Source organism: Anaerostipes faecalis, from assembly GCF_018982945.1.
Lineage (GTDB): Bacteria > Bacillota > Clostridia > Lachnospirales > Lachnospiraceae > Anaerostipes > Anaerostipes faecalis.
Window position 1 is genome coordinate 77,234 of record NZ_JABRXE010000002.1, and the last position, 25,817, is coordinate 103,050.

The window sequence follows — 25,817 nt, forward strand, 5'->3', positions numbered from 1 at the left end:
TCCTGCGCTTGTTTTTTAATTTCTTATTTGTATTCTTCAACCTTATTTGTATCTGTGTTTTTCTTATAAATTTTCCCAGTATCCTTATCTATATAGAAATCTCCATATTTTTTCCCAGAATCATCAGAAGTATCATATATTTCAAAATGATATCCTTTTGCACCGCTTTTATACTCTGTTACATCCTGTGATTCATTCCGGACTTCATACTGTCCATCTGTATTATCTCTTCCCAATCGATTTAATAGATAGTCTCTGGCATCACCGTAGTCACTAAAACCATTTGCAACGTCATCAACCGCATCCTGGGCTCCATCTGCAATATCATCTGCAGCATCTCCAACGTCATCTGCCAGACTGTCATTATCAGTAGCATCTGCAGATGCATTTCCTGATGCATTTCCTGATGCATTTCCCGTTGTATTATTATTATTATTATTTCCACATCCAGTGAACAAAATAGAAGTTCCCAAAATCATGACCGCCGCCATACATAAAGTCCAAATATTCTTTTTCATGTAGATTCTCCTTTTCTTCTCAACAATAATTTATAAAACTATTGTTTCCAAAGAAATAGAAAATATAAGCTATTGGAAAACTTTTTTTGGATTTAATAAATTTTTAGGATCTATTGCTGATTTGATCTGTTTCATTATTTGAAGATTTACAGATGGTGTTGCCTTCAGAAAATACGTTTTTTTACTGATACCTATACCATGTTCTCCCGATGTCAGTCCACCTAATTCATGACTTTTATCATAAATTTTTTCCATAACCTTGCTGCTTATCTGCTCCCATTCCTCATCGTTGCGATTACCACGGACAACACATAAATGAACATTTCCATCACCGGCATGTCCAAAACTTACCATTGTAACACCAGTTTTCTCTTCCAAATGATTTACATAATCAATAAATTCTGCTGATTTATCAATAGGAACTACAATGTCTACAGGAATCTGCTCTGATTTTGCTTCTACTGCTTTTACCAGACATCCACGAATCTGCCATACAGTATCTTGAATTCGGGGATCCTCCAGAACTAATGTATCCAGTGCCCCGTTATTTTTTGCAATATCTCTTATTTTATCAATTCTTTTTAGAATCTCGCCTTTGTTATCTCCATCCAATGTTAAAATAATATAAGCTTTCGCCTTTGGATAAGGAAATGACAATCCTGTATATTCTTCCCCCAATGCAATTACTTTTTTCTCTACAAATTCTATTGCCGTAGGATCTACATTTCCACGAATTACATTTAATACTGCATGGATTCCTGTCTTCAGATCTGCAAAAGGCAAAAGAACTCCTATAGAAATCTGTGGTTTTACAATAAGTTTTACCACTGCTTTTGTGATAATCCCCAAAGTTCCTTCTGATCCGATAATCAAATGCTTTAATGGCAGACCGGAACTATCCTTTACTGTTTTTGTACCTGCTGTCATTACCTGTCCATCTGGCAGTACGATTTCAAGACTTCGAACATAATCTCTGGTAACTCCATATTTTACCGCACGCATTCCTCCTGCGTTTGTGCTGATATTTCCACCAATAGTTGCTGTCTTTTCTCCTGGATCCGGAGGGTAAAATAATCCTTCTTTTTCAACAGCAGCCTGAAAATCTTTTAAGACGACTCCTGGTTCAACAGTTGCCGTAAATGTTTCTTTATCAATTTCCAGAATCTGATCCATTTGAGATACATCCAGTACAATTCCACCTTCCAATGGTACTGTAGAGCCAACCAAATTTGTTCCCGCTCCTCTTGGTGTAACAGGTATATCATTTTCATATGCATATTTCATAATTTTGCTTACTTCATCTGTAGTCTTCGGAAAAACCAATGCCTGTGCAGTTCCGGCGACTCTTCCAAGAGTATCTGTCAAATACTTTTCTTCAATATTTTCTAAAATAACACGTTTAGGGTCTTTTATAATGTCATATAATCGGTTCATTGTCATCATCCTTTATTTTCTGGTAAATGCCAATGCAATTTTATCCCCAATCCACTGTCCGAGCTGAACGATAATTATTAATACAATAACCGTAAATAGTAAAACACCTGTCTGGTAACGGTTATATCCATACATAATTGCCAGATTACCGATTCCTCCTCCACCGACAGCACCCGCCATAGCAGAATATCCTATAATGCTGACAAAGGTAACTGTCAGAGCACGGATCAATGCTGGTTTTGCCTCTACAAACAAAACTTTACGGATAATCAGCCATGTACTTGCACCTGTGGAAACAGCTGCCTCAATAACTCCTTTATCCACTTCACTAAAGACACCTTCAACCAGTCTTGCAAAAAATGCAATAGACGCAATAGATAATGATACTGATGCCGCAAGCGCTCCAATGGATGTTCCAACAAGAATCCTTGTTACAGGAATCAACACAATAATCAAAATAATAAATGGCATAGAACGAATGATATTAATAATGGTTCCTGCAATTCCATTTATGATTTTATTTTTAAAGAACAATGGGTTTGATGTTAAATGAAGTACCAGCCCTATGATAGTTCCAACAATTGCAGCAGCGATCATAGAAATCAGCACCATCTGAAAAGTTTCCAGTGCTGCCTGAGCAAACTCAGATTCAATTATTTCAATTGTCTCATTCATCTTAATTTCCTCCTAAAATTTCAAGTCTGTAAACATTTTTCTGAATATATTCCAACGCTTTTTTCCGTTCTTCGCCAGATCCTCTTAAAATAACGATTAACACACCAAATGGCTTATCATGAATATAATCTACTTTTCCATTGATAATATCCACTGTAATATCATAATTCTTTGATGCCATACTTATGACAGGATCATAAGAATCATCACCTGTATAGCTTAAACGAATCAAAGTTTCATTATCACTTATTGATAATGCCTCTGGAACATTTACATTAAGAACTCTTTCTACAAGACTTTTTGCAATTGATGATTTAGGCTCTGTAAATGCTGAATATATATCTGTTACTTCTTTCAGCTCACCCTGTTCCATAAATGCAATACGATCAAATAATTTTTTCGCAACTTCCATTTCATGGGTAATAAATACAATGGTAATTTTTGTTTTTTCATTAATTTCTTTTAATAAATCTACAATTTCTTCTGTGTTTTCAAGGTCCAATGCAGAAGTTGCTTCATCACAGAGAAGAATCTCCGGATTATTTGCCAGTGCTCTGGCAATTGCAACTCTCTGTTTTTGTCCTCCACTTAAATTTGCAGGATATGCATTTGCTTTTTCTGGTAAATGTACCATCTCCAGAAGTTCTTTCACTCTTTCTGGAATTTTATCCTTTGGATAATTATTGGCATAAAGTGAAAAAGCAACATTTTCTGCAATGGTAGAACCACTGATTAAATTAAAGTGCTGAAAAATCATACCTATATTTAATCTGACTTTCCTTAGCTCTTTACGATTTAAATTTGTAATTTCTTTTCCTTCTATAAATACCTGTCCTTTTGAAGGCTGCTGCAAAAGATTGATCACACGCACCAATGTACTTTTCCCAGCCCCACTTGGTCCAACAATCCCAAAGATTTCTCCCTTTTCGATTGTAAGGCTAACATCCTTTACCGCTTTAAAATCGTGTTTATTTTGTTGAAAAGTTACATCAATATTCTTTAATTCAATCACGTCTTTCCACCCTTTCTTGTCAACTATTTTCCATATTTTTCAATCCACCATTCCGGTTTCTGAAAGTCTTTAAATTTACTGTCCTTTTTTGTAATTGCCTCATAAAATTCTTTGGACTCAACTGCTGATTTCAAATCTTTTCCAAGCTGACTGTCAATATCATCACCTTTTACTGCAATTACATTTTTATATCCTTCTGCCAGTGTCTCAACTGCCAGTGCATCTCCAAAATCAAGATTGGCTGCATATGCATAATTTCCAGGAATTACTCCAATTGCAAGACTATCCAGATTTCTTGAAATCTGTGCTGCATCCAGTGTTTTAAACTTCAAATTCTTTGGATTGGATGCTATATCATTTTCTGTAGCCTTTGTGTCATCAATTCCACTCTTTAATGTTATCACATTCTCTTTTGCAAGAATACCTAAAGCTCTTGCCAGATTTGATGGATCATTAGGAATTCCTACTGTATCTCCATTTTTCAGATCTTTTAAAGATTTAATACTATTTGAGAAAATTCCTGCTCCAGCTGTAGGAACACTGATAACTTTTTTGATATCAAGTTTATTGTCTGATGCAAATTTTTCCAGATAAACTGTATGCTGCATTAAGTTAGCATCAATTTCTCCATTTGCCAATGCTTTATCCGGAAGAACATAATCACTAAATTCTGTTACTTTCACTTTATAGCCTTTTTCCTCAAGAATTGGTGATATTGCCTGTTTTACCATTTCTCCATAAGGTCCGGCGCAAACTCCAATAGTGATATCCTTTGTTTCTTTTTTATTTCCACACCCGGTTAATGCACTAATTGCCAATATCCCAATAATAACAACTCCCAATATTTTTTTCAATGATTTCATTTTATTTTCCTCCTTTTTCCTTAGAATAATGGAACAACTGCACCATTATAATTTTTTTCAATGTAATCTTTTACTTCATCACTTTTTAAAGCTTTTACTAATGCTTTTGTTGCATCACTTTTCTCATTTCCCTTTTTAACAGCAACAATATTTCCATAAGTTTTTGCTCCAAGTGAATCCGCATCTTCCACTGCCAAAGCATCTTTATTTACTTCCAGATCAGCCTCTAATGCATAGTTTCCATTTACAACAGCAATATCAACATCTTTTAAGGATCTTGGTATCTGTGCTGCTTCCAGTTCTTTGATTTCCAGATTTTTTTTATTTTCTACAATATCTTTTTTCGTTGCAGTTAATGCAGCACCATCCTTTAATTTAATCAGTCCCTGTGCCTCTAAAAGCAATAATGCCCTTGCCTCATTGGTTGTATCATTTGGTACCGCTACAACTGATCCTTCTTTTAAATCTTTTAATGATTTTATCTTTCCAGGAAAAATGCCAAACGGTTCATAGTGGATAACACCTGCAGATACAATGTGTGTTTTCTTTTGTTTATTGAAATCATCTAAATATGGTTTATGCTGAAAATAGTTTGCATCTAAATCCCCTGCTTCCAATGCAGTATTTGGCTGAACATAATCAGAATATTCTTTAATTACCAGTTCGTATCCTTCTTTTTTCAGCTGTTTTTTTGCAACCTTTAAAATATCTGCATGGGGAGATGGACTAGCTCCAACTACAATCCTTTTTGTTTCTTTTTCTGAACTGTCTTCTTTTTTCACTCCACATCCTGTCAATGCTCCAGTAATAAATGTTCCTGATAATACAATCGCTAACGCTTTTTTCCATAATTTTTTCATTTTATTTCACCTCATAATCTTTCAATTTTTTCAATCTTCTGATTGCCTCTTTTAGTGTTTCCTCTTTTTTTGCAAAATGGAACCGCACATAGTTATTTACATTTTCTTTAAAGAAACTGGATCCTGGAACTGCGGCAACGCCGATTTCTCTAATCATCCATTCACAAAATTCCATATCGCTGTCAAATCCAAATTTTGAAATATCAACTAAAACATAATAAGCACCTTGCGGTTCATAATATCTTAAACCAATCTCCTTTAGTCCATTTAAAAATAAATCTCTCTTTTGTGTGTACATTTCTCGAAACCGTGTATAATAGGAATCATCAAATTCCAATCCTACGGCTGCCGCCTTTTGAAGAGGTGCTGCTGCTCCAACCGTCAGAAAGTCATGTACCTTTTTACACACATCAATAATCTCCTTTGGTGCAATAACATAACCAAGTCTCCATCCTGTAATGGAATAAGTTTTCGAAAGCGAACTGCAACAGATTGTTCGCTGGCGCATTCGCGGAAGACTGGCAAAATAAATATATTCATTTGGCTCATATACAATATGCTCATACACTTCATCAGTAATCACATATGTATCAAATTCTTCGGATAATTGTGCCATATAATTAAGTTCTTCTCTATTAAACACTTTTCCTGTAGGATTTGATGGATGACAAAGAATCAGTGCCTTCGGTCTTCTTTCAAATGCTTCTCTGAGTACATCCTTGTCAAAGCAAAAATCCGGTGGATTTAAAGGTACATAAATGGGTTTTGCACCACATAAAATTGTATCAGCTGTATAGTTTTCATAAAACGGAGAAAAAATAATAACTTCATCTCCAGGTTCACAGACCGTCTCCATGGCCACCATCATTGCTTCTGTAGAACCACAGGTTACTACAATTTCTTCTTCCGGATTAATATCAAATCCCATCCGTCTGGACTGTTTCTTTGCCAGATTATTTCGGAATAATTTAGATCCCCATGTGATTTCATACTGATGCGGTCCATAGTCTGCAGTTTCTTTCAAAGCATCCAGAAGTTCTTTTGGCGGGTCAAAATCCGGAAATCCCTGTGCCAGGTTGATGGTATCTTCTGTTGATATTCTTGTCATCTTCCGAATTACAGATTCTCCAAAACCATCCAGTGATTTACTAAGCTGTTGCATATAACTTCCTCCTCTTTCCTTCCCATATCTTTTACAATAAACTTTCCTTGTTTCACAAAATAATTCCGGAATATCTGTATTCCATCATTCCTCACGAAAAAAGGAAGTCCGTTTTTAGACTTCCTAAATCATATCAGACTACTAGGTTTTTGTATAATACATGTAATCTTTAACAGGCTATAGTTTTTTTCAATACCTGATAATTTAATTATATTTCATTGCACATCCACACGGAACTTTTTTGTTACATAGGAAATTCCTTTGAACTTCCTATATAACAAAAAAAGCTATAATACCGATTCATATCAGTACTATAGCTTTATAAAAAAATGAGCGTGCGGGGATTCGAACCCCGGACAACTTGATTAAAAGTCAAGTGCTCTACCACCTGAGCTACACACCCGAGAAACTGGGGTAGCTGGATTCGAACCAGCGGTACAGGAGTCAGAATCCTGGGCCTTACCACTTGGCGATACCCCATTATATTATGCTGTCAAAAGTGAGCGTGCGGGGATTCGAACCCCGGACAACTTGATTAAAAGTCAAGTGCTCTACCACCTGAGCTACACACCCGAGAAACTGGGGTAGCTGGATTCGAACCAGCGGTACAGGAGTCAGAATCCTGGGCCTTACCACTTGGCGATACCCCATTAACTTGACAGCTCGTTTATATTACCATGACAATATGATATATGTCAACAGTTTTTTTCAATTTTTTTTATTTTTTTAGTCAAAAGATATTGAGCTCTCCAGAAATTCGCGTTTACAGGTTCCTCATAACAGAAGATAATTTTTCCATTTTCCCCTGTTTCTGACCATTTTACCCTATCCTCATTCTCTCCAACCAATATTTCTTTTATTATGATTTTACCAGAAATTTCTCCATTACAATCATATATTTTTCCCTCTTGATTTACTAAATGTTTTCCTTTCACAAATTCAACCAGCATTTCTCCGGTATCATCTTTTATTGGATACATCTGATTTATATAGGAGAGACTATCCCTTCCATTGTGAATCTCTGATATTCTATTCTTTGCCTTTTCATATTCTTCTGAAGATTCTTGTTTTTTCAGATATTCCCAGAAATGCATCATTATCCCCCTTCATTATTTCTTTTCATCAATTTTTGTATTTTTACTGTATCACAAATATCCCATAGAAAAAAAGCCTTGAAAGTATAATTTTGTATGTTGACACATACATTGAATTGTGTTAGATTGTCATTAACGAAATAATATTAAATACATGGATAAGGAATAGTAGAATATCCTAAGTATACAGAGAGCTGCTGGCTGGTGTAAAGCAGTTGCAGAAGATATTTGAACTCGCCTTTGAGTAGCATGCTGAACTGACAGTAGGTATTGCCGGTCCCAACCGTTACATTGGAGAGATATCGGTCTTAGAACCCGTATCGGTAATGAGTGCACACTAAGATTGTGTGAAATAGAGTGGTACCACGGAATTTTCTTCGTCTCTATCCCTGTGGGGATTAGATTCGAAGTTTTTTTTTGCATCACAGGATTTTATAACTTTACATAAATCATCTGTGTAATTCCTTTATCCATCTTTTATGAGATTTTATTATAAGAAAGGAGATTCATTCATATGAACCCAAAGAAATATCAGAGACAATATTTTATGCCACCAGAACCATCTATGGAGTGGGCATCCAAAGAATATATTACAAAAGCCCCTACCTGGTGCAGTGTTGATTTACGAGATGGAAACCAGGCACTGATCATTCCAATGAGCCTGGATGAGAAAATCGAATTTTTTAAATATCTTGTAAAAATCGGTTTCAAAGAAATAGAAGTTGGTTTTCCTGCCGCTTCTGAAACTGAATATACATTTTTAAGAACATTGATCGAACAGGATCTGATTCCTGATGATGTAACTATCCAGGTTTTAACCCAGGCACGAGAACACATTATCAAGAAGACCTTCAAAGCACTGGAAGGTGCAAAAAAGGCTATTGTTCACGTATACAATTCAACTTCTGTTGCCCAGAGGGAACAGGTTTTTAAAAAATCCAAAGATGAAATCCTTAAGATTGCTACCGATGGAGCAAAATTATTAAAACGTCTGGCTGATGAAACAGAAGGTAACTTCTTATTTGAATATTCTCCAGAAAGCTTTACAGGAACAGAAATTGATTATGCACTGGATGTATGTAATGCTGTTTTGGATATCTGGCAACCTCGTCCAGACTGGAAAGTTATCATTAACCTTCCTGTTACTGTTCAGTTATCTATGCCTCACGTATACGCAAGCCAGATTGAATATATGAGCAAACATATGAAATACCGCGAGAATGTTGTATTATCCTTACATCCACATAACGATCGCGGATGTGGTGTAGCAGATACCGAGCTGGCATTACTTGCTGGTGCAGACCGTGTGGAAGGAACATTATTTGGAAATGGTGAACGTACTGGAAATGTAGATATTATCACAGTTGCATTAAACATGTACACACATGGCGTTGATCCAGAGCTGGATTTCTCTAATCTTCCAGAATTAACAAAAGCTTATGAACGTTTAACACGAATGAATGTATATGAACGTCAGCCATATTCAGGACAGCTTGTATTTGCAGCATTTTCCGGTTCACATCAGGATGCTATTGCCAAAGGTATGCACTGGAGAGATGAACAGCATCCTGATCACTGGGATATTCCATATCTTCCAATCGATCCAAAAGATATCGGTCGTGAATACGAAAGTGATGTTATTCGCATTAACAGTCAGTCTGGAAAAGGTGGAATCAGTTATGTTCTGGAAGAAAACTTTGGCTTCCATATTCCTGGAAAGATGCGGGAAGATGTAGGTTACACCGTAAAAGATGTATCAGACAAACGTCATCAGGAACTGGTTCCTCGAGATATCTTAAAAGTCTTTAAAAATGTATATGTAAATGTCGATTCTCCATGCAAACTGAAAGAAGTTCATTTTGTTCAAAAAGATGGAGGTATTGAAACAGAAATCTCACTTGATAAAGCTGGAATTCCAAAACTTTACCATGGAAAGGGTAATGGCCGCCTTGATGCTGTCAGCAATGCATTAAAACGCCATAGTGATATGAATTATTCTATCGTCACATATCAGGAACATGCTTTAAATGTTGGATCCAACTCCCAGGCATGTGCTTATGTTGCCATCCAGGAACCAAACGGAACTATTACCTGGGGTGCAGGAATTCATGAAGATATCATCACAGCCTCTGTTCTCGCTTTGATCAGTGCTGTAAACAGGTTAAGCAACTAATACAATTATTTGATAAAAATTATTACAGTAAAACAAAAGGAAGTGAATTCATTCTGATTTCACTTCCTTTTTCTATTTTTTTCCAGATTGTATTTTCTAGTATTTTTTAACAAATATCTGATTGAAATTTTAGTAGTTTTTTTCTTCCCTTTTTCTTAAAAAAAAGGTTTTTCCCAATGAAATAACGAAAGCCCGCAAAAAACTATTATTCTAAAATTTTTACCTGCCCATCAATTTCTGCAAAAAATTCTTTTTCCTTTTCAATGATTGTTATTTTCCCGCTGGATACTTCAATAAACTGTTTTTTTATTCTTTCTATCTGTTCCACAGGAATCATCAATTCAAAATCAACAACTTCTGTATAATCCGTTCCAAGAAGAGGTATCTGCTCAGTGGATATCAGATACTGAATCTTCCCAGACATTGTATAATCACATTGTATTTGCATTTTCTGTCCCAGTTTTTTTGTGATAATCTTACTGTTCCTGATTCCCTCCTGTGTACTTTTTGTATATGCACGAATCAGTCCTCCTGTTCCAAGTAATGTTCCCCCAAAATATCTTGTAACAACGATTACCACATTGTGAAGTTCCTCTCCCTGTATTACTTCCAATATAGGCTTTCCGGCAGTCCCGCTAGGTTCTCCATCATCACTGCATCGAAGTACAGGCTGTTTAACCCCTATGCAATATGCCGTACAATTATGTCTGGCATCCCAGTACTGCTTTTTTATTTTTTCAATAAATTCCAGAGCCTCTTCTTCTGTTTTTGCTGGCGCAACATGTGCGATAAATCGCGATTTTTTTTCTACAATTTCTGCTTCACCGCCTTCATATACGGCTTTATAGGACTGTTTTTCCATCCATCTCCTCCATTAACAATATAGTATCTACAGCTTCAGCCAGTGAAATCGGAGTAACCTGATATTTCATCAGCAATACAACCACTTTTTCCACAAGCTGCAAAGAATATGAAATCTTTGGTATTTCCTCCACCTCAATATAATCTGTTCCTTCTTGAGATTTTTCCAAAGATATTCCATAAACTTCTTCATTGTTATCTTCCATTAAATAATAGGATACTATAAATTCCTGCATTCTGTCACCTGTTATCTGGTTTTTCCCTTTTAATTTCTTTTTCATTTTTATACTCCTTCCTCTTTTGTTATTTTCCTTTAGTTTACTTAAATATTGTTATCTGATATAATAAATAGCGCTAGGAGGTGTCTTATGAAATATACAAAAAATAATATTGAGAAAAAAAGAACTGAGTTATCTTCAGCCAAAGTCCGCAGACACGCCAAGATTTCTCTTTTTCTATTTAAGTATATTTTAATCATCTCTATTGTGTTAATCGTGACTGTTCTCGGTTTAGGAGCTGGTTTCGTTCGTGGGATATTAAAAACCACTCCACAGATATCCAAGGAATCGGTTCATTCAAAAGGTTATATCACCACAATTTATGACAATAAAGGAACTAAGATAAAGACTTTATCAAATCATGATTCAAACAGAATTTATATACCTTTATCAAAGATTCCACAGAATCTTCAGAATGCCTTTATTTCTATTGAAGACGAAAGATTCTATACACACAATGGAATTGATTTATACGGTATTATCCGTGCAACCTTCCTCGGTATAAAAACTCAATCTTTAAGTCAAGGGGGAAGTACTTTAACGCAACAATTAATTAAAAATAATATTTTAGGTATTCAGCCGGAAAAAACGACGATTGAACGAATAGAGCGAAAGATCAAAGAACAATCACTGGCTCTTGAATTGGAAAAGATTGCTTCCAAACAATATATCCTGGAAGAATATTTAAATGCAATCAATCTTGGGGAAGGTACCTTGGGTGTGCAGACTGCCTCTCAGAAATACTTCAACAAGGATGTATCTGATCTTACATTATCAGAATGTGCAGTCCTTGCCAGCATAACAAAAAACCCTACTCGTTATAACCCAATCACCCATCCGGAAAACAATGCTTCCCGAAGATTACTTGTTTTAAAAAAAATGCTTGAACATCATTATATCACAAAAGAAGAATATCGAAAAGCTGTCAGTGATGATGTATACCAGCGCATCAAAAAAAATGCAAGCAATCCATCAAACGAGAATAAACCTAATACCTATTTTGAAGATGCTCTTATTCTCCAGGTGGTAAATGATTTAAAATCTCAGCTTGGATATGACGCTACTAAAGCTTACAATGCCATTTACAGCGGTGGTCTTAAGATCTATTCTACACAGGACAGTCAGATTCAAAAGATTGCCAATGAGATATCAAACAATCCGGAAAACTACCCTGCTGGCACTAAAGTATCATTAACTTATACACTTTCTGTAAAGGATATAAATGGTACAGATGTCACATACACAGAGAATAATGTTTTAAATTATATGAAAAAACATAACCTGGGAAACAGTCTGATTTTTTCCAGTTCAAAAAAAGCGAAAGCAGTTTCAAAAAAATTCCGGAAAAGCATCCAGCGAACTGGTGCTACTATTTTAAATGAATTTATTTCAACTCCTATACAACCTCAGATTTCCATAACGATTATCAATCAGTCAACTGGAGAAGTTGAAGCACTAGTTGGAGGACGAGGTGCAAAAACAAGTAATTTAAGTCTGAATCGTGCTACACGCACTACCAGACAGCCTGGTTCTACATTTAAGGTTTTATCTACCTTTTTACCGGCATTGGATTATAGTAAAATGACTCTGGCTACTGTTTATGACGATGCTCCTTATCACTATCTGGATTCAAATCGGCCTGTTAATAATTATTACAGTGGTTATCGAGGTTTTTCAACTATTCGTGATGCTATTACAGACTCCATGAATATTGTTGCCGCCAAAACAATGGCCGATGTTACACCAAATATATCCTATAAATATTTAAAGAACCTTGGTTTTTCTACTATCGTTGCCAACAAGATTACTTCCAATGGAAAAACCTATACAGATATTAATCAATCTCTTTCTTTGGGAGGATTGACTTATGGTGTTACAAATCTGGAACTTACCAATGCTTTTGCAGCTATTGCCAACGGTGGAACATACCACGAACCATCTCTTTATACAAAAGTAGTTGATCAAAATGGTAATATACTTCTACAGTCAGATTCTAAAAGCCAGCGAGTAATGAAGCGTAGTACCGCTTTTCTTCTGACAGATGCAATGGAAGATGTTATTACTAAAGGAACCGGTACATCAGCAAGTCTTGCTTCTGGTATGACTGCTGCCGGAAAATCGGGTACTACAACCAATAATTATGATTACTGGTTCAGCGGATATACTCCTTATCATACTGCATCTGTCTGGATGGGATATGATCGAAATACAGATTTTGACTCAAATGATCTCCACAAAAAGATATGGAGTAAGATTATGGATAAAATCAGCACTACCAAAAATGAGAAGAAAATCTCTTTTAAGAAACCTTCTTCTATTGTGACAGCAAATGTATGTAAAAAATCAGGTAAACTTGCTATTGACGGCGTCTGTGATCACGACCCTCGTGGAAACATGATCGTAACCGAATATTTTGAAAAAGGTACTGTTCCGACTCAGACCTGTGACACTCATGTTGCTGTAGAAATATGTAAAAAATCCGACAGCCTTGCCAATAAACACTGTCCAGAAAAATATCGCAAACAAAAGGTTTATATTGTACGACAGAAAAACAGTCCCGGAATAACGGCAGACACACCATATCTGCTCCCTGAAAAATATCGTAACCAGGTTTGCAAGGCCCATAAATAAAATATTCACTATAAAGAAGTCATGTGCAATATGCACATGACTTCTGCTATATGAAAAGCAATGACAAAGTATTTCTTTGCCGCTACTTTTTCATCTTTGGCTGAAAAATCAATGAAGCGATATAAGAAAAAATTAATGCTGCTGATGTTCCTACTGCTGCTGCCGTAAATCCACCTTCAAATAATCCAAGAAATCCATGCTGATCGATTGCCTCCTTCATTCCTTTCCACAAGCTGAATCCAAAACCTGATAAAGGAACTGTTGCACCACATCCTGCAAATCGTTCTATTTTCTCATATACTCCCAAAGCCCCAAGGACTACTCCGGAAATTACCAGAATTACCATAATTCGTCCCGGCTGGAGTTTTGTGTTATCCATTAGAATCTGTACCAGAATACAAATAAAACCTCCTACTAAAAATGCTCTTAAATATTCCATCAGCACTGCTCCTCCTTCTCCAGTAAAATTGCATGAGCAATTCCTGTCACGCTTTCTCCCTCATTAAAACTGGTTTTGGACATCAATGCCCCTGTTGGAACAAACAGCAATCTCTTCCAGTTTCCATTTATAAAATTTCTAACCAGCTTTGCCGCCAGCACTACAGCACTGCAGGCACATCCTGAGCCACCTGAATGGGTATCCTGAGCTTCATTATGATAAACCTCCAGTCCACAGTCTCCATGAACCTTTGAAATATCGTATCCATTATCCTTAAGCAATTTAATCAAAATGTCTTTTCCAACCTGGCCCAAATCGCCTGTATAAATGGCATCGTAATCTTTTGGTAACAATGAATAATCTTGAAAATGCTGATATATGACCTGTGCCGCTGCCGGTGCCATACATGCTCCCATATTCATTGGATCTTTCATTCCATAATCAACAATCTTTCCTGTGGTAATCCCCCTAATCTTTATAGGACTTTTCTTTTTTGATACAATAAACCCACCGGAACCGGTAACAGTCCATGTTGCTGACAAAGGTCTCTGATTTCCATATTCCAATGGAAAACGGAATTGTTTCTCCGCACTTCCAATATGACTGGATGCCACTGCCAAAACGTGTTCTGCAAAGCCTCCTGCCACTGTAATAGATGCCAGAGATAAAGCTTCTCCAGCTGTAGAACATGCTCCAAACAGCCCAAACAATGGAAGCTCCAGATCTTTTAAACCATAGGATGTAGCTGTATTTTGCTCCAGTAAATCTCCTGCAAAAGCATATCGAATATCCTTTTTGGTTAAACCTGCTTTCTGAATTGCAAGTAAAGCGGCCTGTTTCATAAATCTTCCTTCCGCCATTTCCCACGTATCTTCACCAAAGAAAGGATCATCTATCACCTGATCAAAAGAATCTCCCAATGGTCCCTCTCCTTCTTTTTCAGCTGTTACAGATGCCCAGGAAAGAAGATATGGCGGCTGTTCAAATTCAATACTTTGCTTTCCCTTGATAACTTTCATCACATCCACCCCCATTGTTTTGCAAGAAAATATATAACTCCAATGACAAAAGATGAAAAAATACCAAATAGGATAACTGGACCTGCAATGGTAAAGATTTTAACTCCGATTCCAAAAATCTGACCTTCTTTTTGATATTCAATTGCTGGTGATGCAACAGAATTTGCAAATCCGGTAATAGGAACCAAACCTCCTGCTCCACCAAACTTTGTAATTTTACCATACAGATTGAATCCTGTCAGAATAATACTTAATAAAATCAGTTCAATGGTCACATACAGTAAAGCATCCTTTTTCCCAATTCCCCAATATTTCATCATAGTTTTTTTCATTATTTCTCCTAAAAGACAAAATCCACCACCTACCAAAAAAGCTTTCACACAATTTAAAAAGCAATTATGTTTTGGTGTTATGTCTTCTACCATCTGACAATATTCCTGTTTGCTAGGTTCATTTTTCATGATTATTTCCTTTCCAGATAAAATTGAATATAGCATCCAAATATTTTACCTAATGCAATTGCATAAACTATATAAGGAATCCCATCCCTAATAATCAGTCTCCTTGAAAATATAGGTAAACTTTTTAACATTTCTGCCAGTGCGCCTACGAGACACCCGACAAAAATTCCTCCAAATAATCCATAAATTATCAGGATCGGCCATCCTAAAGGAATATGCCATCGATAAATATAAACTGCAGTTCCAAGAATTCCTCCTAAAGCAATACAATTTTCATAAGTTCTGGCATATTTTATAGTTTTTGTAAGACCTGCCAATCGCGGTATCACACCTATCATACTTAGAAATGCTAAGAAACTGGCTGCAATCAATGCACCTGCTGCTAATCCATAAACCATAAGAATCACACTACGAATCAACATCCTCTTCCTCCTTTTTCCGGTCTGCATCCATCATTAAAGTATCATTTACATCTCTTTCATATAAACGCATTTGTACCTCAAACGGAGTTGGGTCATCTGACAATTTAATCTTTCCTGCATGATTGAAAAATACGATAATGCCTATGGCTAGTCCAATAGTATAAGATAAATGCAAAAGATTAGGTCCCTGAGGCGGCTCTCCCATTACAAGCTGATATACCTTAAAAAACAAGTCATCAATACCGACGTCTGTGTTATAGGACATGATTGAAAAACTTGCACCAAGAAAGGCAGTCAGTGCAACTGCCGCAATTTTCAATTTATTCATCCACGTTTTTTCTGTTCTTTTTTGTTTAAAGTAAACAATAAAGTCTTCTGGCCCCATATTAACTATTTCAGCATTTTTATCAACTTCTTTTATTACTTCTACAATCTTCAGAACAGAAAATATCTTTCTTTGATTCCCTTTGCTGGAAAAACGATATAATTTTGCATGTTTCATTTTATATGTCAGATCATTGTCTGAACAATACAAAGATATTACATCCTTAAGCTGTACGCTGGGCTGATTCAAACAGACACTGTCTTCCGCCTTGATATAAACCGTCATCCTTCCATGTCCTTTCCAATACTAATGTTCCATCTTCCAGCCGGTCTTTTTTCTGTCCATCCAATATCCATAGTGCTAAAATTACAAATACAATCAAAAAAATACAGATAAACCATTGAATATTATGTTTCATTATCATCACCTCGGAATTATTATCTGTATTTTTTTCTATTTCATTCATAAGTTGCAAGAAAAGGCTGTAAATGTTATGATTTAAAAGATATTTAACAGAAAACGAAACACCTGTTTCTATTAGAAAAGGAGTTATATATGGAACAAAATCAGTTAACTTTATATAAATTGATGATATTATATTTAATCGGTAAAGTTGATTTCCCATTAAGTAATTCTCAAGTCTCAGAATTTATTATTGAAAAAGGCTATACAAACTATTTCAATGTTCAACGTGCCTTTCATGAACTTGAGGAAGAGGAAATGCTTCGAATAAAAACAATTCGGAATATGAGCCATTATTCTTTAACAGAAGAAGGAAAAGAAGCTATTGATATGTTTGAATACCAGATTCCAAATTCCATTAAAGAAGACATTGGTCAATTTCTAGACGAAAAAGAATACGAACTGAGAAAAGAAACGGATCTTGAGGCAGACTTTTTTCCTGCAAAACGAGACGAATATACTGTTCATTTAAGGATTAAAGAAAAAGACAGCCTGCTTCTTGAGCTAAACTTGAATGTTGTCTCAAGAGAACAAGCTGTCCATATTTGTGATCACTGGAATCAGATGCATTCAGAAATCTATTCAACTCTGATTCAAAAATTATTATTTGATGATCCTCAATCCTAAACTTCTTCAGAGTTTAGGATTTTTTCTTCTATAAAATTCCAGATTTCTTCTCTGCCTTGTTTTGTCAATGCAGAAAAAGGAAATACCGGTGTTTCTTTATTCATTTGAAGTTCTTCTCTGATTTCTTTTACGTGTTTTGCCACCTGGCTTCTCTTTAATTTATCCAATTTTGTGGCAATGATCACAGGATGGTATCCATTATGTAAAATCCAGTCATACATCATAACATCATTTTTTGAAGGTTTGTGACGAATATCTATTAATAAAAATACCAATCGAAGCTGTTTTGATGTCTGGAGATAATTTTCAATCATGTTTCCCCATTTTTCCTTTACGGCTTCTGTTACTTTTGCATAACCATAACCTGGAAGATCCACATAATACAGCTCATCATTTATATTATAATAATTGATAGTCTGAGTTTTCCCAGGCTGTGCAGAAATTCTTGCATAAGCTTTTCGATTCATCAGCGCATTGATCAGCGATGATTTTCCAACATTGGATTTTCCAGCAAAAGCAACTTCAGGAAGAGTATTTTCAGGGAGCTTGCTGGTAATACCACAAACAGTTTCCAAATTTACACTTTTTATTATCATAATAATCTCCTATCTAAAAATCAGCTGTGTCAGATATACCCCATAGCATACAAGCATGATAATTCCGGCACCTCTTCCCAATTGTCTGTCTTTAACGGAACAAAGCCATAAGATAATTGCTGAACCAATTGCCACAACAATATCCGGAATAAAATTGACAGAAAATGGGATTGGGTGAATTACCGAAACAGAGCCCACAACAAATAAAATATTAAAAATATTGCTTCCTACAATATTTCCCACTGCCAGATCTGCTTTTCCTTTTAATGCTGCTGTTACAGATGTAACCAGTTCTGGAAGAGAAGTTCCGAAAGCCACTACAGTTAATCCAATAATACGATCTGATACACTTAATACTTTTGCAATAGCAGTAGCCGCATCAACTGTAAGATTGCTTCCATATACGATTGCCGCCAAGCCTCCGGCTGTGTATAGCAGCATTTGAAAAATACCCATCTGATGAAGAGGTTCTTCATCTGGAACATTATCTTTTTTTGTTAGATAGATCAGATAACCGAAAAATCCAATAAAAAAGATCCAGAAGATTCCCCCATCGATTCTTGACAAATCACCACCTATAATTCCCAATCCAAGCAATAAGCATGTTATGACAATAACAAAAGGCATCTCAACTTTTACTGTTCCTTCTTTTATTGGTACTTTTGTAAGAAAAGCTGTTAGTCCAAGAATCAGTAATATATTCATAATATTACTTCCTACAATATTTCCTATGGTAATTCCAACAGTTCCCTTAAAAGCTGCTGAAATACTAACTGCAGCCTCTGGAGCACTTGTACCACATGCTACAATCGTCAGTCCGATTACAATCTGCGGAATTCCAAATTTACTGGCTATCATCGATGCTCCTTCTACAAAATAATCTGCACCTTTCATCAGCAGTACAAATCCCACAATCAAAAATACTAGCTGTAATAATATTTCCATATAATTCCCCATTTCTATTCTTTTTTATATTAATAAAAAATATTCTACGTTACATGCCTTTATTTGTCAACGGATACATGATGTATCTGCTTTGTATTCCGGGTAATGGGCAAAATCTGATATCCCTCTTTCTTTAAAATTTTAATCAGATTATCAAGGCCTGCAACAGTATTTTTTGTTTCATGGAGATCATGCATTAAAACAATACTGTTTTTTTGTTTTCGAACATCTTTTAAGATATTCTCATTTAACTTTTCAGAACTAATACTAAAATCCAACGCATCTCCACTTAATGCATTCCAGTCAAAATATAACAATCCGTGGCTGTTGACATACTGAATGAATGGTTTAATATTCTTGGCACAAGTATTGCTGCTTCCTCCAGGAAATCTATAAATAAACGGCTTAATTTCCGTAACATGATATAAATAGTCCTGGAGCATTTTTAAATCTTTTCCAAATGCTTCAACTGAAGAATAAATCTGATCATAATTATGGCTATAAGAATGCATTGCCAGCGTATGCCCTTCTAGAACAATTCTCTGATATTGTTTCTGAGCCTTTTTTGTTTTCTTTCCCACAACAAAAAATGTTGCTTTAACCTGATTTTTTTTTAATATATCCAGAATCTCATCGGTGTGATCAGATGGTCCATCATCAAAGGTAAGATATACTTTCTTTGAATAGATAGAGTTATTAGCCAGCATTCCGCTTTCTCCATCTTCCTGTCCCGCAATTCCCAATGGATTCACTTTTTCATAAGAACAAATCTGACTGAAAAATCCTAATGCAAACAATAAAACCATAACAAATCCAGCTGTTCTTCTCTTCATGTTTTTCCCTCACTTTATCATAGTTAATGTATTAAAAGTAGCATGTGAAAAATAAAAAAAAAGATACCGGTAAAATCCGGTATCTTTTTCAAAAATTTATATATTTTTTATACTTCAAAAATTAAATCTCCATAGCTTGGGAATGGCCAGTCTTCTTTTGCAACTAACATCTCCAGTTTATCAGCTGGTTCACGAACGGCATTCATTTCTGTAAAGATTGTATCATGATAGAATCTTGCCTGTGCCTGTGCTTCATCTATTGCCTGTGCTTTTGCAGTATCTGCTTCCAGTACTCCGATTGCTGCAAACATAGCTTTCAGATTTTCTGTAATATCAGCAAGTAAATCTTCCTGTACAGAAGTATCTACACCTGTTTCTTTTAATACTGAAACAGAATCTGCCAGTTTCTTCTGGTATTTCATAACTGCTGGAACAATCTGTTTCTTAGCAATATCTAAAGTTGCTAAAGCTTCAATATTAATTGTCTGTGCGTACTGTTCAAATAAGATTTCTGCACGGGATTCCAGTTCGTCCTTTGTAAATACTCCAAATTTTTCGAACATTTCAACTGATTTATCTGTTACTAATGTAGGAATTGCATCTACCATGGATTTTAAGTTTGGAAGACCTCTTCTTTCAGCTTCTTCAACCCATTCATCAGAATAACCATTTCCATTGAAGATAACTCTCTGATGATCTGTCAGCATCTGTTTTGTTAATTCATGAGCTTCCATTGCAACAGCATCTGCTCCACCTTCAACTTTTTCAAGCTTATCACATACGTCTGCAATTGCATCTGCAACGATTGTATTCAATACAACGTTTGGATCAGAAATAGACTGTGTAGAACCTACCATTCTGAATTCAAATTTGTTTCCTGTAAATGCAAATGGTGATGTACGGTTACGGTCTGTTGCATCTTTTTCGAATTCTGGTAAAGAATGTACTCCAGATGCCAGCTTGTCACCTTTCTTAGAGCTTGTAGCTTCTCCTCTTGTTACCAGCTGTTTTACAACATCTTCTAACTGTTCTCCAAGGAAGATAGAAATGATTGCTGGAGGTGCTTCATTTGCTCCAAGTCTGTGATCATTTCCTGGTGTAGATGCAGACATACGAAGTAAGTCAGCGTGTTCATCAACTGCTTTGATGATTGTTGCCAGGATTAATAAGAACTGCTGGTTTTCATGAGGTGTTTTACCAGGATCTAACAGGTTTTTACCTTCATTTGTTACCATAGACCAGTTGTTATGTTTTCCAGAACCATTAATTCCTGCAAATGGTTTTTCATGCAGTAAACATTTTAATCCGTGTCGTCTTGCAACACGTCTCATTGTTTCCATTAATAACTGATTGTGGTCTGTTGCCACGTTATTAGAATCATAAATTGGTGCTAATTCATGCTGTGCTGGTGCCACTTCATTATGTTCTGTCTTGGCACTGATTCCAAGCTTCCATGCTTCAATGTTCAGATCTCTCATGAAACCTTCGATTCTTGGCTTGATGATTCCAAAGTAATGATCATCCATTTCCTGTCCTTTTGGAGGCATTGCTCCAAACAGTGTACGTCCTGTAAAGATCAGGTCTTTTCTCTGTCTGTATTTTTCTTCATCAACTAAGAAATATTCCTGTTCAGGACCTACAGATGTATTAACTTTTTTAACACTCTCATTTCCTAACAGATGAAGAAGTCTTGTAGCCTGAATATCCAAAGCCTGCATAGAACGAAGTAATGGAGTTTTCTTATCCAGCGCTTCTCCTTTATAAGAACAGAAAGCTGTTGGAATACATAAGATTGTAGCACTTGGTGTTTCTTTAATAAATGCTGGAGATGTACAATCCCATGCTGTATATCCTCTTGCTTCAAATGTTGCTCTTAATCCTCCAGAAGGGAAAGAAGATGCATCTGGTTCACCTTTGATTAATTCTTTTCCAGAGAACTCTAATAATACTTTTCCATCATCTGTTGGATTAATGAATGCATCATGCTTTTCAGCTGTAACACCTGTCATTGGCTGGAACCAATGTGTATAATGTGTTGCACCTTTCTCAATAGCCCATTCTTTCATCTCGTTTGCAACTACATCAGCAATTGCAGGATTTAATTCTGTACCTTCTTCAATTGTCTTTTTTAAGTCTTTGTAAACTGCTTTTGGTAAACGAGCTTTCATAACACTGTCATTAAACACGTTTGAACCAAAAATTTCTGCTACATTGATTTTTTCCTTCATAGGTTTTCTTCCTTTCTTTGATAGCATTTGAAGCATTATTATAATCGTTGATTATATAAACAAAAAAATGGGCGACAAACAATATGAACCTAATTGTTTGACGCCCTTGTCAGTAACTTCATTGGTTATAGAATACAATCATTCTTTATAAAAATCAAGTGTTTTTTTGTATTTTATCAAATACGGTACATATTTTTTAATTATATTAAGCAATTATCACTCTTTTTCCTGAAAATCACTTTTTTGGCTAATCTGGAATTAAATTAATTCCATCATCACTCTTTTCATACCTAATCCTAATCTTCATTCCCGGTTTATACTTAATGGACGCCTCATTTTTGGAAAATTCCTGTTTATACACCTGACCATCACGATCCGTAATATAAACATAAGTATTTCCATCAATTGGAATAAATTTTATATCCGCAACAGTAATTTCTTTTGTCTCCTCTGATTCAGTACCAGCTTCTTTTGAAGAAATCAATCCTTCTTCTTTCAGTAATCTCTTATATTCCTTCAACACACCTTTTTGTGTGGTTGATGTTGCCACAATGTTGTATTTCTCAACGTTAACCATTGCATACATTTTGACAAGGCCACCTTTGTCTTTAAGAATCATAACATAAGTTGGCTTTCCTGAAACATTAATCAGTGACGGAAATGCTGATGAATAACCTAAATGCTGCACCTGACCTTCTGCAGCTTCCATTGCAGACTGTTCATTTGCACCAGATACCGGATAGTATTTTGACTGGGCAGTTCTCATATTCATCATTACAAATGCAATATTTGAACTGTCTCCATTTACGGATGTTACTCCGGTAAACGCCCATACATCTCCATCGATCACACGATATCCATAATCATCTGTTGCAACCTTACAGCCCTTTTTGCCAAAAATACTGTTAATATATCCTCCGGATAATAGTCCTTTCCAGTTATATTTTTTCAGCAAAAGTTCTCCATCATAAACATGATCCACCCACTGAGGAATATCTTTTACATCATAATACCTGCTGTTTCCTATAACCGGATCACAAATTACGGCACCCTTCACATCTTTTGCTCCAAAAAGTCCTGAATATGCTTTCAAAACCGGACAGATATAATAAGGGTTTCCCTGATTATCAATTTCAAAATAATAGCCTTCAAACATCGCTGTAGGATACTGAAATCTCAAATGTCGTTTCAGATTTTTTGAAAAATATGCAGATGGTGAGTATTTCATTGGATTCTTTAGTTTTACATATTTTGCTTCATTGGTAATCGGATCTACCTGTACATAACCTGGAATTCCAGCTTTCCGATTATTCATATATCGAATAAAACTTGCATAATACAATGGTGCCACTTTCATCGGTTTACCATCATAATCAATCTGACTGTAGGAATCGCTGACTTCGTACTGACTGACAACGTCCGACAGAGAACCAATAGCTCTGTCACCTATGATTCTTGCTCCAGCAGTATCCATCAATGCAATATCTGTAATACGTTCTGTTTCTTTCATATCCTTTTCAAAGGCTTTGTTTTCAACTTTCAGTCTACCAGCATATTTTTTTGAAGAAATAATCTGGGATGATAATAACATTCCAATTGCAAAAGCACCAATTGTAATAACCAGCATAATACTAGATATTTTAAACAGTACCTTTGCTTTTTCCTCTCCTTGAATACCTCTTTCAATTGCAAAAATTACCGTCAATAAGATCAGTATGGTAATAAGTACACTCCAGAATCCTGTTTCCTGATAATTAACTGCAGGCAAAGCAATATAATAATAAATACCAATAAAAATCAAAGCAATTAAAAGAAGAAAACTTATAGTTTTTTTCCCTGGTTTCTTTACTTTGGGACCAGATCTACCAGAACCAAATCCATCGAAATTACCAAAATCAAATTGAAACTGCATAATACTCTCCCTTTATTTTATAAATAATGATTTATGTCTTTTAAATATGGTAACATAAACATTTTTTTGTGTAAAGTAAAGGAGAATATCGGATTTTCAAATCTTTAGATTGTTTTTACTTTCAAAGTTGTATACACTTTTTTACCGTTGACTGTTTTGTATCCTTTTAACCTGAAAGAATATGTTTTTCCAGTCTTAGCCTTGCTCTTTGTATAAGTAATGGTTCCTCCTTTTGTTGTTGTTTTTACTTTTTTATAAGAACCTTTCCCTTCTTTCAGATAAATTACATAACCCTCATATCCTTTAACATTACGATATGTTGCTTTCACTGTTTTGGATCCATTTTTACCTTTTGCCTGATAAGATTTCCAGTATTTACGAACCTTTTTCTTCCCTTTTTTCACATATTTATATGGTCTGACTTTAAATTTATAAGAATATCCTGATTTCAAAGTTACAGTCTTTGATGAAACCTTACCGGCTGTTGTAATTTTCTTATATTTCCCTTTACCTGCTTTAGCATAAATCACATAGCCTTTTGCGCCAGACTTTTTCTTCCAGGAAACTTTAACTTTTCTTGTAGAGGTTTTTTGATATGTAACCGGCTTGGAAGATACAACTGGTGTTGATGGTTGTGATGGTGTTGATGGTTCTAATGGTTGTGATGGTTCTGAAACTTTCTTTCCCACAGAAAAAATATAATTTGAATCATTTTTATAATAAAGAGTTCCATCTTCATCAGCAATAATATCACTCATACAATAATTTTGTCTGTTATCATCAGGAATATATAGTTCTTTTACCGTCCCGTTTAGTGCACCTTCACAATCTGTCATATAATATATACATCCCGGTTTATTATTTGCAGTGAAATATACGATGACCTGATTTTTATTATTTGCAGTTGCATATGCACTTGTTACCAGAGGCTGACTCTGTACATCTGCTGGTACATCAACTTTATATTCCAGATTCAATGTGTCAGTGTCTACCACAGCCAGAAATCCGTTTGATCCATATCCTCCCGTTCTTCCACCCACATATAATCTTCCATTATATATAGTTGGCGTATTAGAAGAGTATCCTCCCTCTACCAGTGTTTTTGGATTGCCTATCTGATCTAATTTTCCTGTATTCTTATCTATAGTAAATTTATATAACGTTGTTTTGTTAGTAATCAGATATAATTCATTGGAATTCTCATCACAAGTTATTCCTCCACTGACTCCTCCATCTAGTGCAATCGAATCATCTGATTTTCCATTTTTTCGATTAATAACCATTAATTTTCCATTACCTTCTGCGACAACAATATAATTTCCAATGACCGTGCCTTGATTCCAGTAATGATTTTCTTTTTCCTGATCTTTTGGAGAATGAATCCATTGAACGGCTCCATCTTCTGTAGATAAAGCAAAGTAATGACCACTTTCATCTGCTTCCATTGTTCCTGCGTACAAAACACCATCAGCATAGGTCAGCTTTGAAGTAATAGTTCCATCAAGATAATCACTTGTCCATACTACCTCTAATGTATCTTTATCAAATGCCTTAATCTTTCCGTTATCCAAAGGAACAAATATTTTCCCATCTCCATAGCAGATATTAGCGATCCAATACAAAGAAGCAGAGCCATCTTCATCTAATTTTCCATTTTCTTCGTTTACACGAGTTCCATCTTTTGTTAATTTCACTAAATATCCACTATTACTATCTGCTGCATAGATATAATCTCCAACAATGATCGGTGTTGTTTCTGCATACCACCCTTCTTTTGGCTGATATGACCATTTTAATTCCGCCTCATTTTCATTTTTCGGTGTCTGATAATTTACCACTGCACCATAGCTGCCAGACTGTGACCAATCTGCAGCTTTCACCATATCAACAGATATATTTCCTGTAATTGTCATTATCAGCACCAAAAGCATCACTGCTGTCTTTTTTAGTAACTTCATACATTTCCTCCTTATTTCTCCGTGTTCTT

General features: G+C 35.5%; 25 protein-coding genes, 4 tRNA genes and 1 other annotated feature. Of the genes, 3 read left to right on the forward strand and 26 right to left on the reverse strand.

Annotated elements, in window-relative coordinates:
- Window positions 1–23: 23 nt before the first annotated feature.
- From KTB61_RS03330 to KTB61_RS03385, 12 genes are all read right to left on the reverse strand, one after another.
- Window positions 24–518 carry a ubiquinone biosynthesis protein gene (locus KTB61_RS03330; protein ID WP_216696797.1) on the reverse strand — a complete coding sequence of 165 codons (495 nt, stop codon included), beginning with the start codon at window positions 516–518 and terminating at the stop codon, window positions 24–26.
- Between the two features lie 69 nt (window positions 519–587).
- A complete protein-coding gene (locus KTB61_RS03335; protein ID WP_330656302.1) occupies window positions 588–1,952 on the reverse strand; it encodes an FAD-binding oxidoreductase in 1,365 nt (454 codons plus the stop codon).
- Between the two features lie 12 nt (window positions 1,953–1,964).
- On the reverse strand, window positions 1,965–2,627 hold the full coding sequence (locus KTB61_RS03340; RefSeq protein WP_216696798.1) for a methionine ABC transporter permease: 663 nt from the start codon (window positions 2,625–2,627) through the stop codon (window positions 1,965–1,967).
- A gap of 1 nt (window position 2,628) precedes the next feature.
- The gene (locus tag KTB61_RS03345) at window positions 2,629–3,639 is read right to left on the reverse strand and encodes a methionine ABC transporter ATP-binding protein (RefSeq protein ID WP_216696799.1); all 1,011 of its coding nucleotides are present in this window, start codon (window positions 3,637–3,639) and stop codon (window positions 2,629–2,631) included.
- 23 nt (window positions 3,640–3,662) lie between these two features.
- Window positions 3,663–4,502: a MetQ/NlpA family ABC transporter substrate-binding protein gene (locus tag KTB61_RS03350; protein ID WP_075760412.1), complete on the reverse strand. Its 840-nt coding sequence runs from the start codon at window positions 4,500–4,502 to the stop codon at window positions 3,663–3,665.
- 20 nt (window positions 4,503–4,522) lie between these two features.
- Window positions 4,523–5,362 (reverse strand): MetQ/NlpA family ABC transporter substrate-binding protein, encoded by an 840-nt coding sequence (locus KTB61_RS03355; protein WP_075760411.1) that lies wholly within the window; start codon window positions 5,360–5,362, stop codon window positions 4,523–4,525.
- A 1-nt stretch (window position 5,363) separates the two neighbouring features.
- The gene (locus KTB61_RS03360) at window positions 5,364–6,524 is read right to left on the reverse strand and encodes a pyridoxal phosphate-dependent aminotransferase (RefSeq protein WP_075760410.1); all 1,161 of its coding nucleotides are present in this window, start codon (window positions 6,522–6,524) and stop codon (window positions 5,364–5,366) included.
- Between the two features lie 330 nt (window positions 6,525–6,854).
- A tRNA-Lys gene (locus tag KTB61_RS03365) sits at window positions 6,855–6,927 on the reverse strand.
- A 6-nt stretch (window positions 6,928–6,933) separates the two neighbouring features.
- Window positions 6,934–7,004, reverse strand: a tRNA-Gln gene (locus tag KTB61_RS03370).
- Window positions 7,005–7,024: 20 nt separating this feature from the next.
- Window positions 7,025–7,097, reverse strand: a tRNA-Lys gene (locus KTB61_RS03375).
- Window positions 7,098–7,103: 6 nt separating this feature from the next.
- A tRNA-Gln gene (locus KTB61_RS03380) sits at window positions 7,104–7,174 on the reverse strand.
- 45 nt (window positions 7,175–7,219) lie between these two features.
- Window positions 7,220–7,504 (reverse strand): hypothetical protein, encoded by a 285-nt coding sequence (locus KTB61_RS03385; RefSeq protein ID WP_216696800.1) that lies wholly within the window; start codon window positions 7,502–7,504, stop codon window positions 7,220–7,222.
- A gap of 260 nt (window positions 7,505–7,764) precedes the next feature.
- Window positions 7,765–8,006, forward strand: a binding site (T-box leader).
- Between the two features lie 126 nt (window positions 8,007–8,132).
- Between KTB61_RS03385 and KTB61_RS03390 the strand changes: the two genes are divergently transcribed.
- Window positions 8,133–9,791: a 2-isopropylmalate synthase gene (locus KTB61_RS03390; RefSeq protein ID WP_143249389.1), complete on the forward strand. Its 1,659-nt coding sequence runs from the start codon at window positions 8,133–8,135 to the stop codon at window positions 9,789–9,791.
- Window positions 9,792–9,996: 205 nt separating this feature from the next.
- Here KTB61_RS03390 and KTB61_RS03395 read toward each other — a convergent pair whose 3' ends face one another.
- Both KTB61_RS03395 and KTB61_RS03400 read right to left on the reverse strand, forming a co-directional pair.
- On the reverse strand, window positions 9,997–10,653 hold the full coding sequence (locus KTB61_RS03395; protein WP_075760407.1) for a YigZ family protein: 657 nt from the start codon (window positions 10,651–10,653) through the stop codon (window positions 9,997–9,999).
- Window positions 10,634–10,933, reverse strand: a complete 300-nt coding sequence (locus KTB61_RS03400) for a DUF6514 family protein (protein WP_075760406.1) — start codon at window positions 10,931–10,933, stop codon at window positions 10,634–10,636. The genes KTB61_RS03395 and KTB61_RS03400 overlap by 20 nt, the downstream gene beginning before the upstream one ends.
- A gap of 87 nt (window positions 10,934–11,020) precedes the next feature.
- On the opposite strand from KTB61_RS03400, the gene KTB61_RS03405 reads away from it, so the two are divergent.
- A complete protein-coding gene (locus KTB61_RS03405) occupies window positions 11,021–13,561 on the forward strand; it encodes a transglycosylase domain-containing protein (protein ID WP_216696801.1) in 2,541 nt (846 codons plus the stop codon).
- An 82-nt stretch (window positions 13,562–13,643) separates the two neighbouring features.
- On the opposite strand, the gene spoVAE is transcribed toward KTB61_RS03405, so the two are convergent.
- The 6 genes from spoVAE to KTB61_RS03435 are packed head-to-tail and all read right to left on the reverse strand — an operon-like array spanning window position 13,644 to window position 16,645.
- Complete coding sequence (gene spoVAE / locus KTB61_RS03410) at window positions 13,644–14,000, reverse strand: stage V sporulation protein AE (RefSeq protein ID WP_075760404.1); 357 nt, start codon at window positions 13,998–14,000, stop codon at window positions 13,644–13,646.
- The gene (spoVAD, locus tag KTB61_RS03415) at window positions 14,000–15,019 is read right to left on the reverse strand and encodes a stage V sporulation protein AD (RefSeq protein ID WP_075760403.1); all 1,020 of its coding nucleotides are present in this window, start codon (window positions 15,017–15,019) and stop codon (window positions 14,000–14,002) included. Before spoVAD ends, spoVAE begins: the two co-directional genes overlap by 1 nt.
- Window positions 15,019–15,480 (reverse strand): SpoVA/SpoVAEb family sporulation membrane protein, encoded by a 462-nt coding sequence (locus KTB61_RS03420; RefSeq protein ID WP_075760402.1) that lies wholly within the window; start codon window positions 15,478–15,480, stop codon window positions 15,019–15,021. The genes spoVAD and KTB61_RS03420 overlap by 1 nt, the downstream gene beginning before the upstream one ends.
- A 2-nt stretch (window positions 15,481–15,482) precedes the next feature.
- On the reverse strand, window positions 15,483–15,902 hold the full coding sequence (locus KTB61_RS03425) for a stage V sporulation protein AB (protein ID WP_075760401.1): 420 nt from the start codon (window positions 15,900–15,902) through the stop codon (window positions 15,483–15,485).
- Window positions 15,889–16,512: a stage V sporulation protein AA gene (locus KTB61_RS03430; RefSeq protein ID WP_075760400.1), complete on the reverse strand. Its 624-nt coding sequence runs from the start codon at window positions 16,510–16,512 to the stop codon at window positions 15,889–15,891. The genes KTB61_RS03425 and KTB61_RS03430 overlap by 14 nt, the downstream gene beginning before the upstream one ends.
- Window positions 16,451–16,645 (reverse strand): hypothetical protein, encoded by a 195-nt coding sequence (locus KTB61_RS03435; protein WP_143249388.1) that lies wholly within the window; start codon window positions 16,643–16,645, stop codon window positions 16,451–16,453. Before KTB61_RS03435 ends, KTB61_RS03430 begins: the two co-directional genes overlap by 62 nt.
- A gap of 137 nt (window positions 16,646–16,782) precedes the next feature.
- Here KTB61_RS03435 and KTB61_RS03440 point away from each other — a divergent pair, with 137 nt between their 5' ends.
- The gene (locus KTB61_RS03440) at window positions 16,783–17,316 is read left to right on the forward strand and encodes a DUF4364 family protein (RefSeq protein ID WP_216696802.1); all 534 of its coding nucleotides are present in this window, start codon (window positions 16,783–16,785) and stop codon (window positions 17,314–17,316) included.
- On the opposite strand, the gene yihA is transcribed toward KTB61_RS03440, so the two are convergent.
- The 6 genes from yihA to KTB61_RS03470 form a co-directional block, all read right to left on the reverse strand.
- A complete protein-coding gene (yihA, locus tag KTB61_RS03445; RefSeq protein ID WP_075760398.1) occupies window positions 17,313–17,912 on the reverse strand; it encodes a ribosome biogenesis GTP-binding protein YihA/YsxC in 600 nt (199 codons plus the stop codon). The two genes, KTB61_RS03440 and yihA, sit on opposite strands and share 4 nt — an antisense overlap.
- Before the next feature lie 9 nt (window positions 17,913–17,921).
- Window positions 17,922–18,857, reverse strand: coding sequence for a calcium/sodium antiporter (locus KTB61_RS03450; protein WP_075760397.1), 936 nt, complete (start codon window positions 18,855–18,857; stop codon window positions 17,922–17,924).
- A 59-nt stretch (window positions 18,858–18,916) separates the two neighbouring features.
- Window positions 18,917–19,690 carry a polysaccharide deacetylase family protein gene (locus tag KTB61_RS03455; protein WP_075760396.1) on the reverse strand — a complete coding sequence of 258 codons (774 nt, stop codon included), beginning with the start codon at window positions 19,688–19,690 and terminating at the stop codon, window positions 18,917–18,919.
- A gap of 107 nt (window positions 19,691–19,797) precedes the next feature.
- Window positions 19,798–21,918, reverse strand: coding sequence for a glutamine synthetase III family protein (locus tag KTB61_RS03460; RefSeq protein WP_216696803.1), 2,121 nt, complete (start codon window positions 21,916–21,918; stop codon window positions 19,798–19,800).
- Window positions 21,919–22,165: 247 nt separating this feature from the next.
- The gene (locus tag KTB61_RS03465) at window positions 22,166–23,830 is read right to left on the reverse strand and encodes a hypothetical protein (RefSeq protein ID WP_216696804.1); all 1,665 of its coding nucleotides are present in this window, start codon (window positions 23,828–23,830) and stop codon (window positions 22,166–22,168) included.
- A gap of 104 nt (window positions 23,831–23,934) precedes the next feature.
- Window positions 23,935–25,788: an outer membrane protein assembly factor BamB family protein gene (locus KTB61_RS03470; protein WP_216696805.1), complete on the reverse strand. Its 1,854-nt coding sequence runs from the start codon at window positions 25,786–25,788 to the stop codon at window positions 23,935–23,937.
- Between the last annotated feature and the right edge of the window lie 29 nt (window positions 25,789–25,817).

Bases quoted from the DNA above. Each gene is read 5' to 3' on its own strand.
- spoVAE (WP_075760404.1), bottom strand. From the start codon at position 14,000: ATGGAATATTTAAGAGCATTTTTAGTAGGAGGTTTTATTTGTATTCTG.
- KTB61_RS03390 (WP_143249389.1), top strand. From the start codon at position 8,133: ATGAACCCAAAGAAATATCAGAGACAATATTTTATGCCACCAGAACCA.
- KTB61_RS03400 (WP_075760406.1), bottom strand. From the start codon at position 10,933: ATGAAAAAGAAATTAAAAGGGAAAAACCAGATAACAGGTGACAGAATG.
- KTB61_RS03340 (WP_216696798.1), bottom strand. From the start codon at position 2,627: ATGAATGAGACAATTGAAATAATTGAATCTGAGTTTGCTCAGGCAGCA.
- KTB61_RS03450 (WP_075760397.1), bottom strand. From the start codon at position 18,857: ATGGAAATATTATTACAGCTAGTATTTTTGATTGTGGGATTTGTACTG.
- yihA (WP_075760398.1), bottom strand. From the start codon at position 17,912: ATGATAATAAAAAGTGTAAATTTGGAAACTGTTTGTGGTATTACCAGC.
- spoVAD (WP_075760403.1), bottom strand. From the start codon at position 15,019: ATGAAAGTTATCAAGGGAAAGCAAAGTATTGAATTTGAACAGCCGCCA.
- KTB61_RS03330 (WP_216696797.1), bottom strand. From the start codon at position 518: ATGAAAAAGAATATTTGGACTTTATGTATGGCGGCGGTCATGATTTTG.
- KTB61_RS03360 (WP_075760410.1), bottom strand. From the start codon at position 6,524: ATGCAACAGCTTAGTAAATCACTGGATGGTTTTGGAGAATCTGTAATT.
- KTB61_RS03470 (WP_216696805.1), bottom strand. From the start codon at position 25,788: ATGAAGTTACTAAAAAAGACAGCAGTGATGCTTTTGGTGCTGATAATG.
- KTB61_RS03355 (WP_075760411.1), bottom strand. From the start codon at position 5,362: ATGAAAAAATTATGGAAAAAAGCGTTAGCGATTGTATTATCAGGAACA.
- KTB61_RS03395 (WP_075760407.1), bottom strand. From the start codon at position 10,653: ATGGAAAAACAGTCCTATAAAGCCGTATATGAAGGCGGTGAAGCAGAA.
- KTB61_RS03440 (WP_216696802.1), top strand. From the start codon at position 16,783: ATGGAACAAAATCAGTTAACTTTATATAAATTGATGATATTATATTTA.
- KTB61_RS03425 (WP_075760401.1), bottom strand. From the start codon at position 15,902: ATGTTGATTCGTAGTGTGATTCTTATGGTTTATGGATTAGCAGCAGGT.
- KTB61_RS03385 (WP_216696800.1), bottom strand. From the start codon at position 7,504: ATGTATCCAATAAAAGATGATACCGGAGAAATGCTGGTTGAATTTGTG.
- KTB61_RS03455 (WP_075760396.1), bottom strand. From the start codon at position 19,690: ATGAAGAGAAGAACAGCTGGATTTGTTATGGTTTTATTGTTTGCATTA.
- KTB61_RS03350 (WP_075760412.1), bottom strand. From the start codon at position 4,502: ATGAAATCATTGAAAAAAATATTGGGAGTTGTTATTATTGGGATATTG.
- KTB61_RS03335 (WP_330656302.1), bottom strand. From the start codon at position 1,952: ATGAACCGATTATATGACATTATAAAAGACCCTAAACGTGTTATTTTA.
- KTB61_RS03405 (WP_216696801.1), top strand. From the start codon at position 11,021: ATGAAATATACAAAAAATAATATTGAGAAAAAAAGAACTGAGTTATCT.
- KTB61_RS03465 (WP_216696804.1), bottom strand. From the start codon at position 23,830: ATGCAGTTTCAATTTGATTTTGGTAATTTCGATGGATTTGGTTCTGGT.
- KTB61_RS03460 (WP_216696803.1), bottom strand. From the start codon at position 21,918: ATGAAGGAAAAAATCAATGTAGCAGAAATTTTTGGTTCAAACGTGTTT.
- KTB61_RS03430 (WP_075760400.1), bottom strand. From the start codon at position 16,512: ATGACGGTTTATATCAAGGCGGAAGACAGTGTCTGTTTGAATCAGCCC.
- KTB61_RS03420 (WP_075760402.1), bottom strand. From the start codon at position 15,480: ATGAAAAATGAACCTAGCAAACAGGAATATTGTCAGATGGTAGAAGAC.
- KTB61_RS03435 (WP_143249388.1), bottom strand. From the start codon at position 16,645: ATGAAACATAATATTCAATGGTTTATCTGTATTTTTTTGATTGTATTT.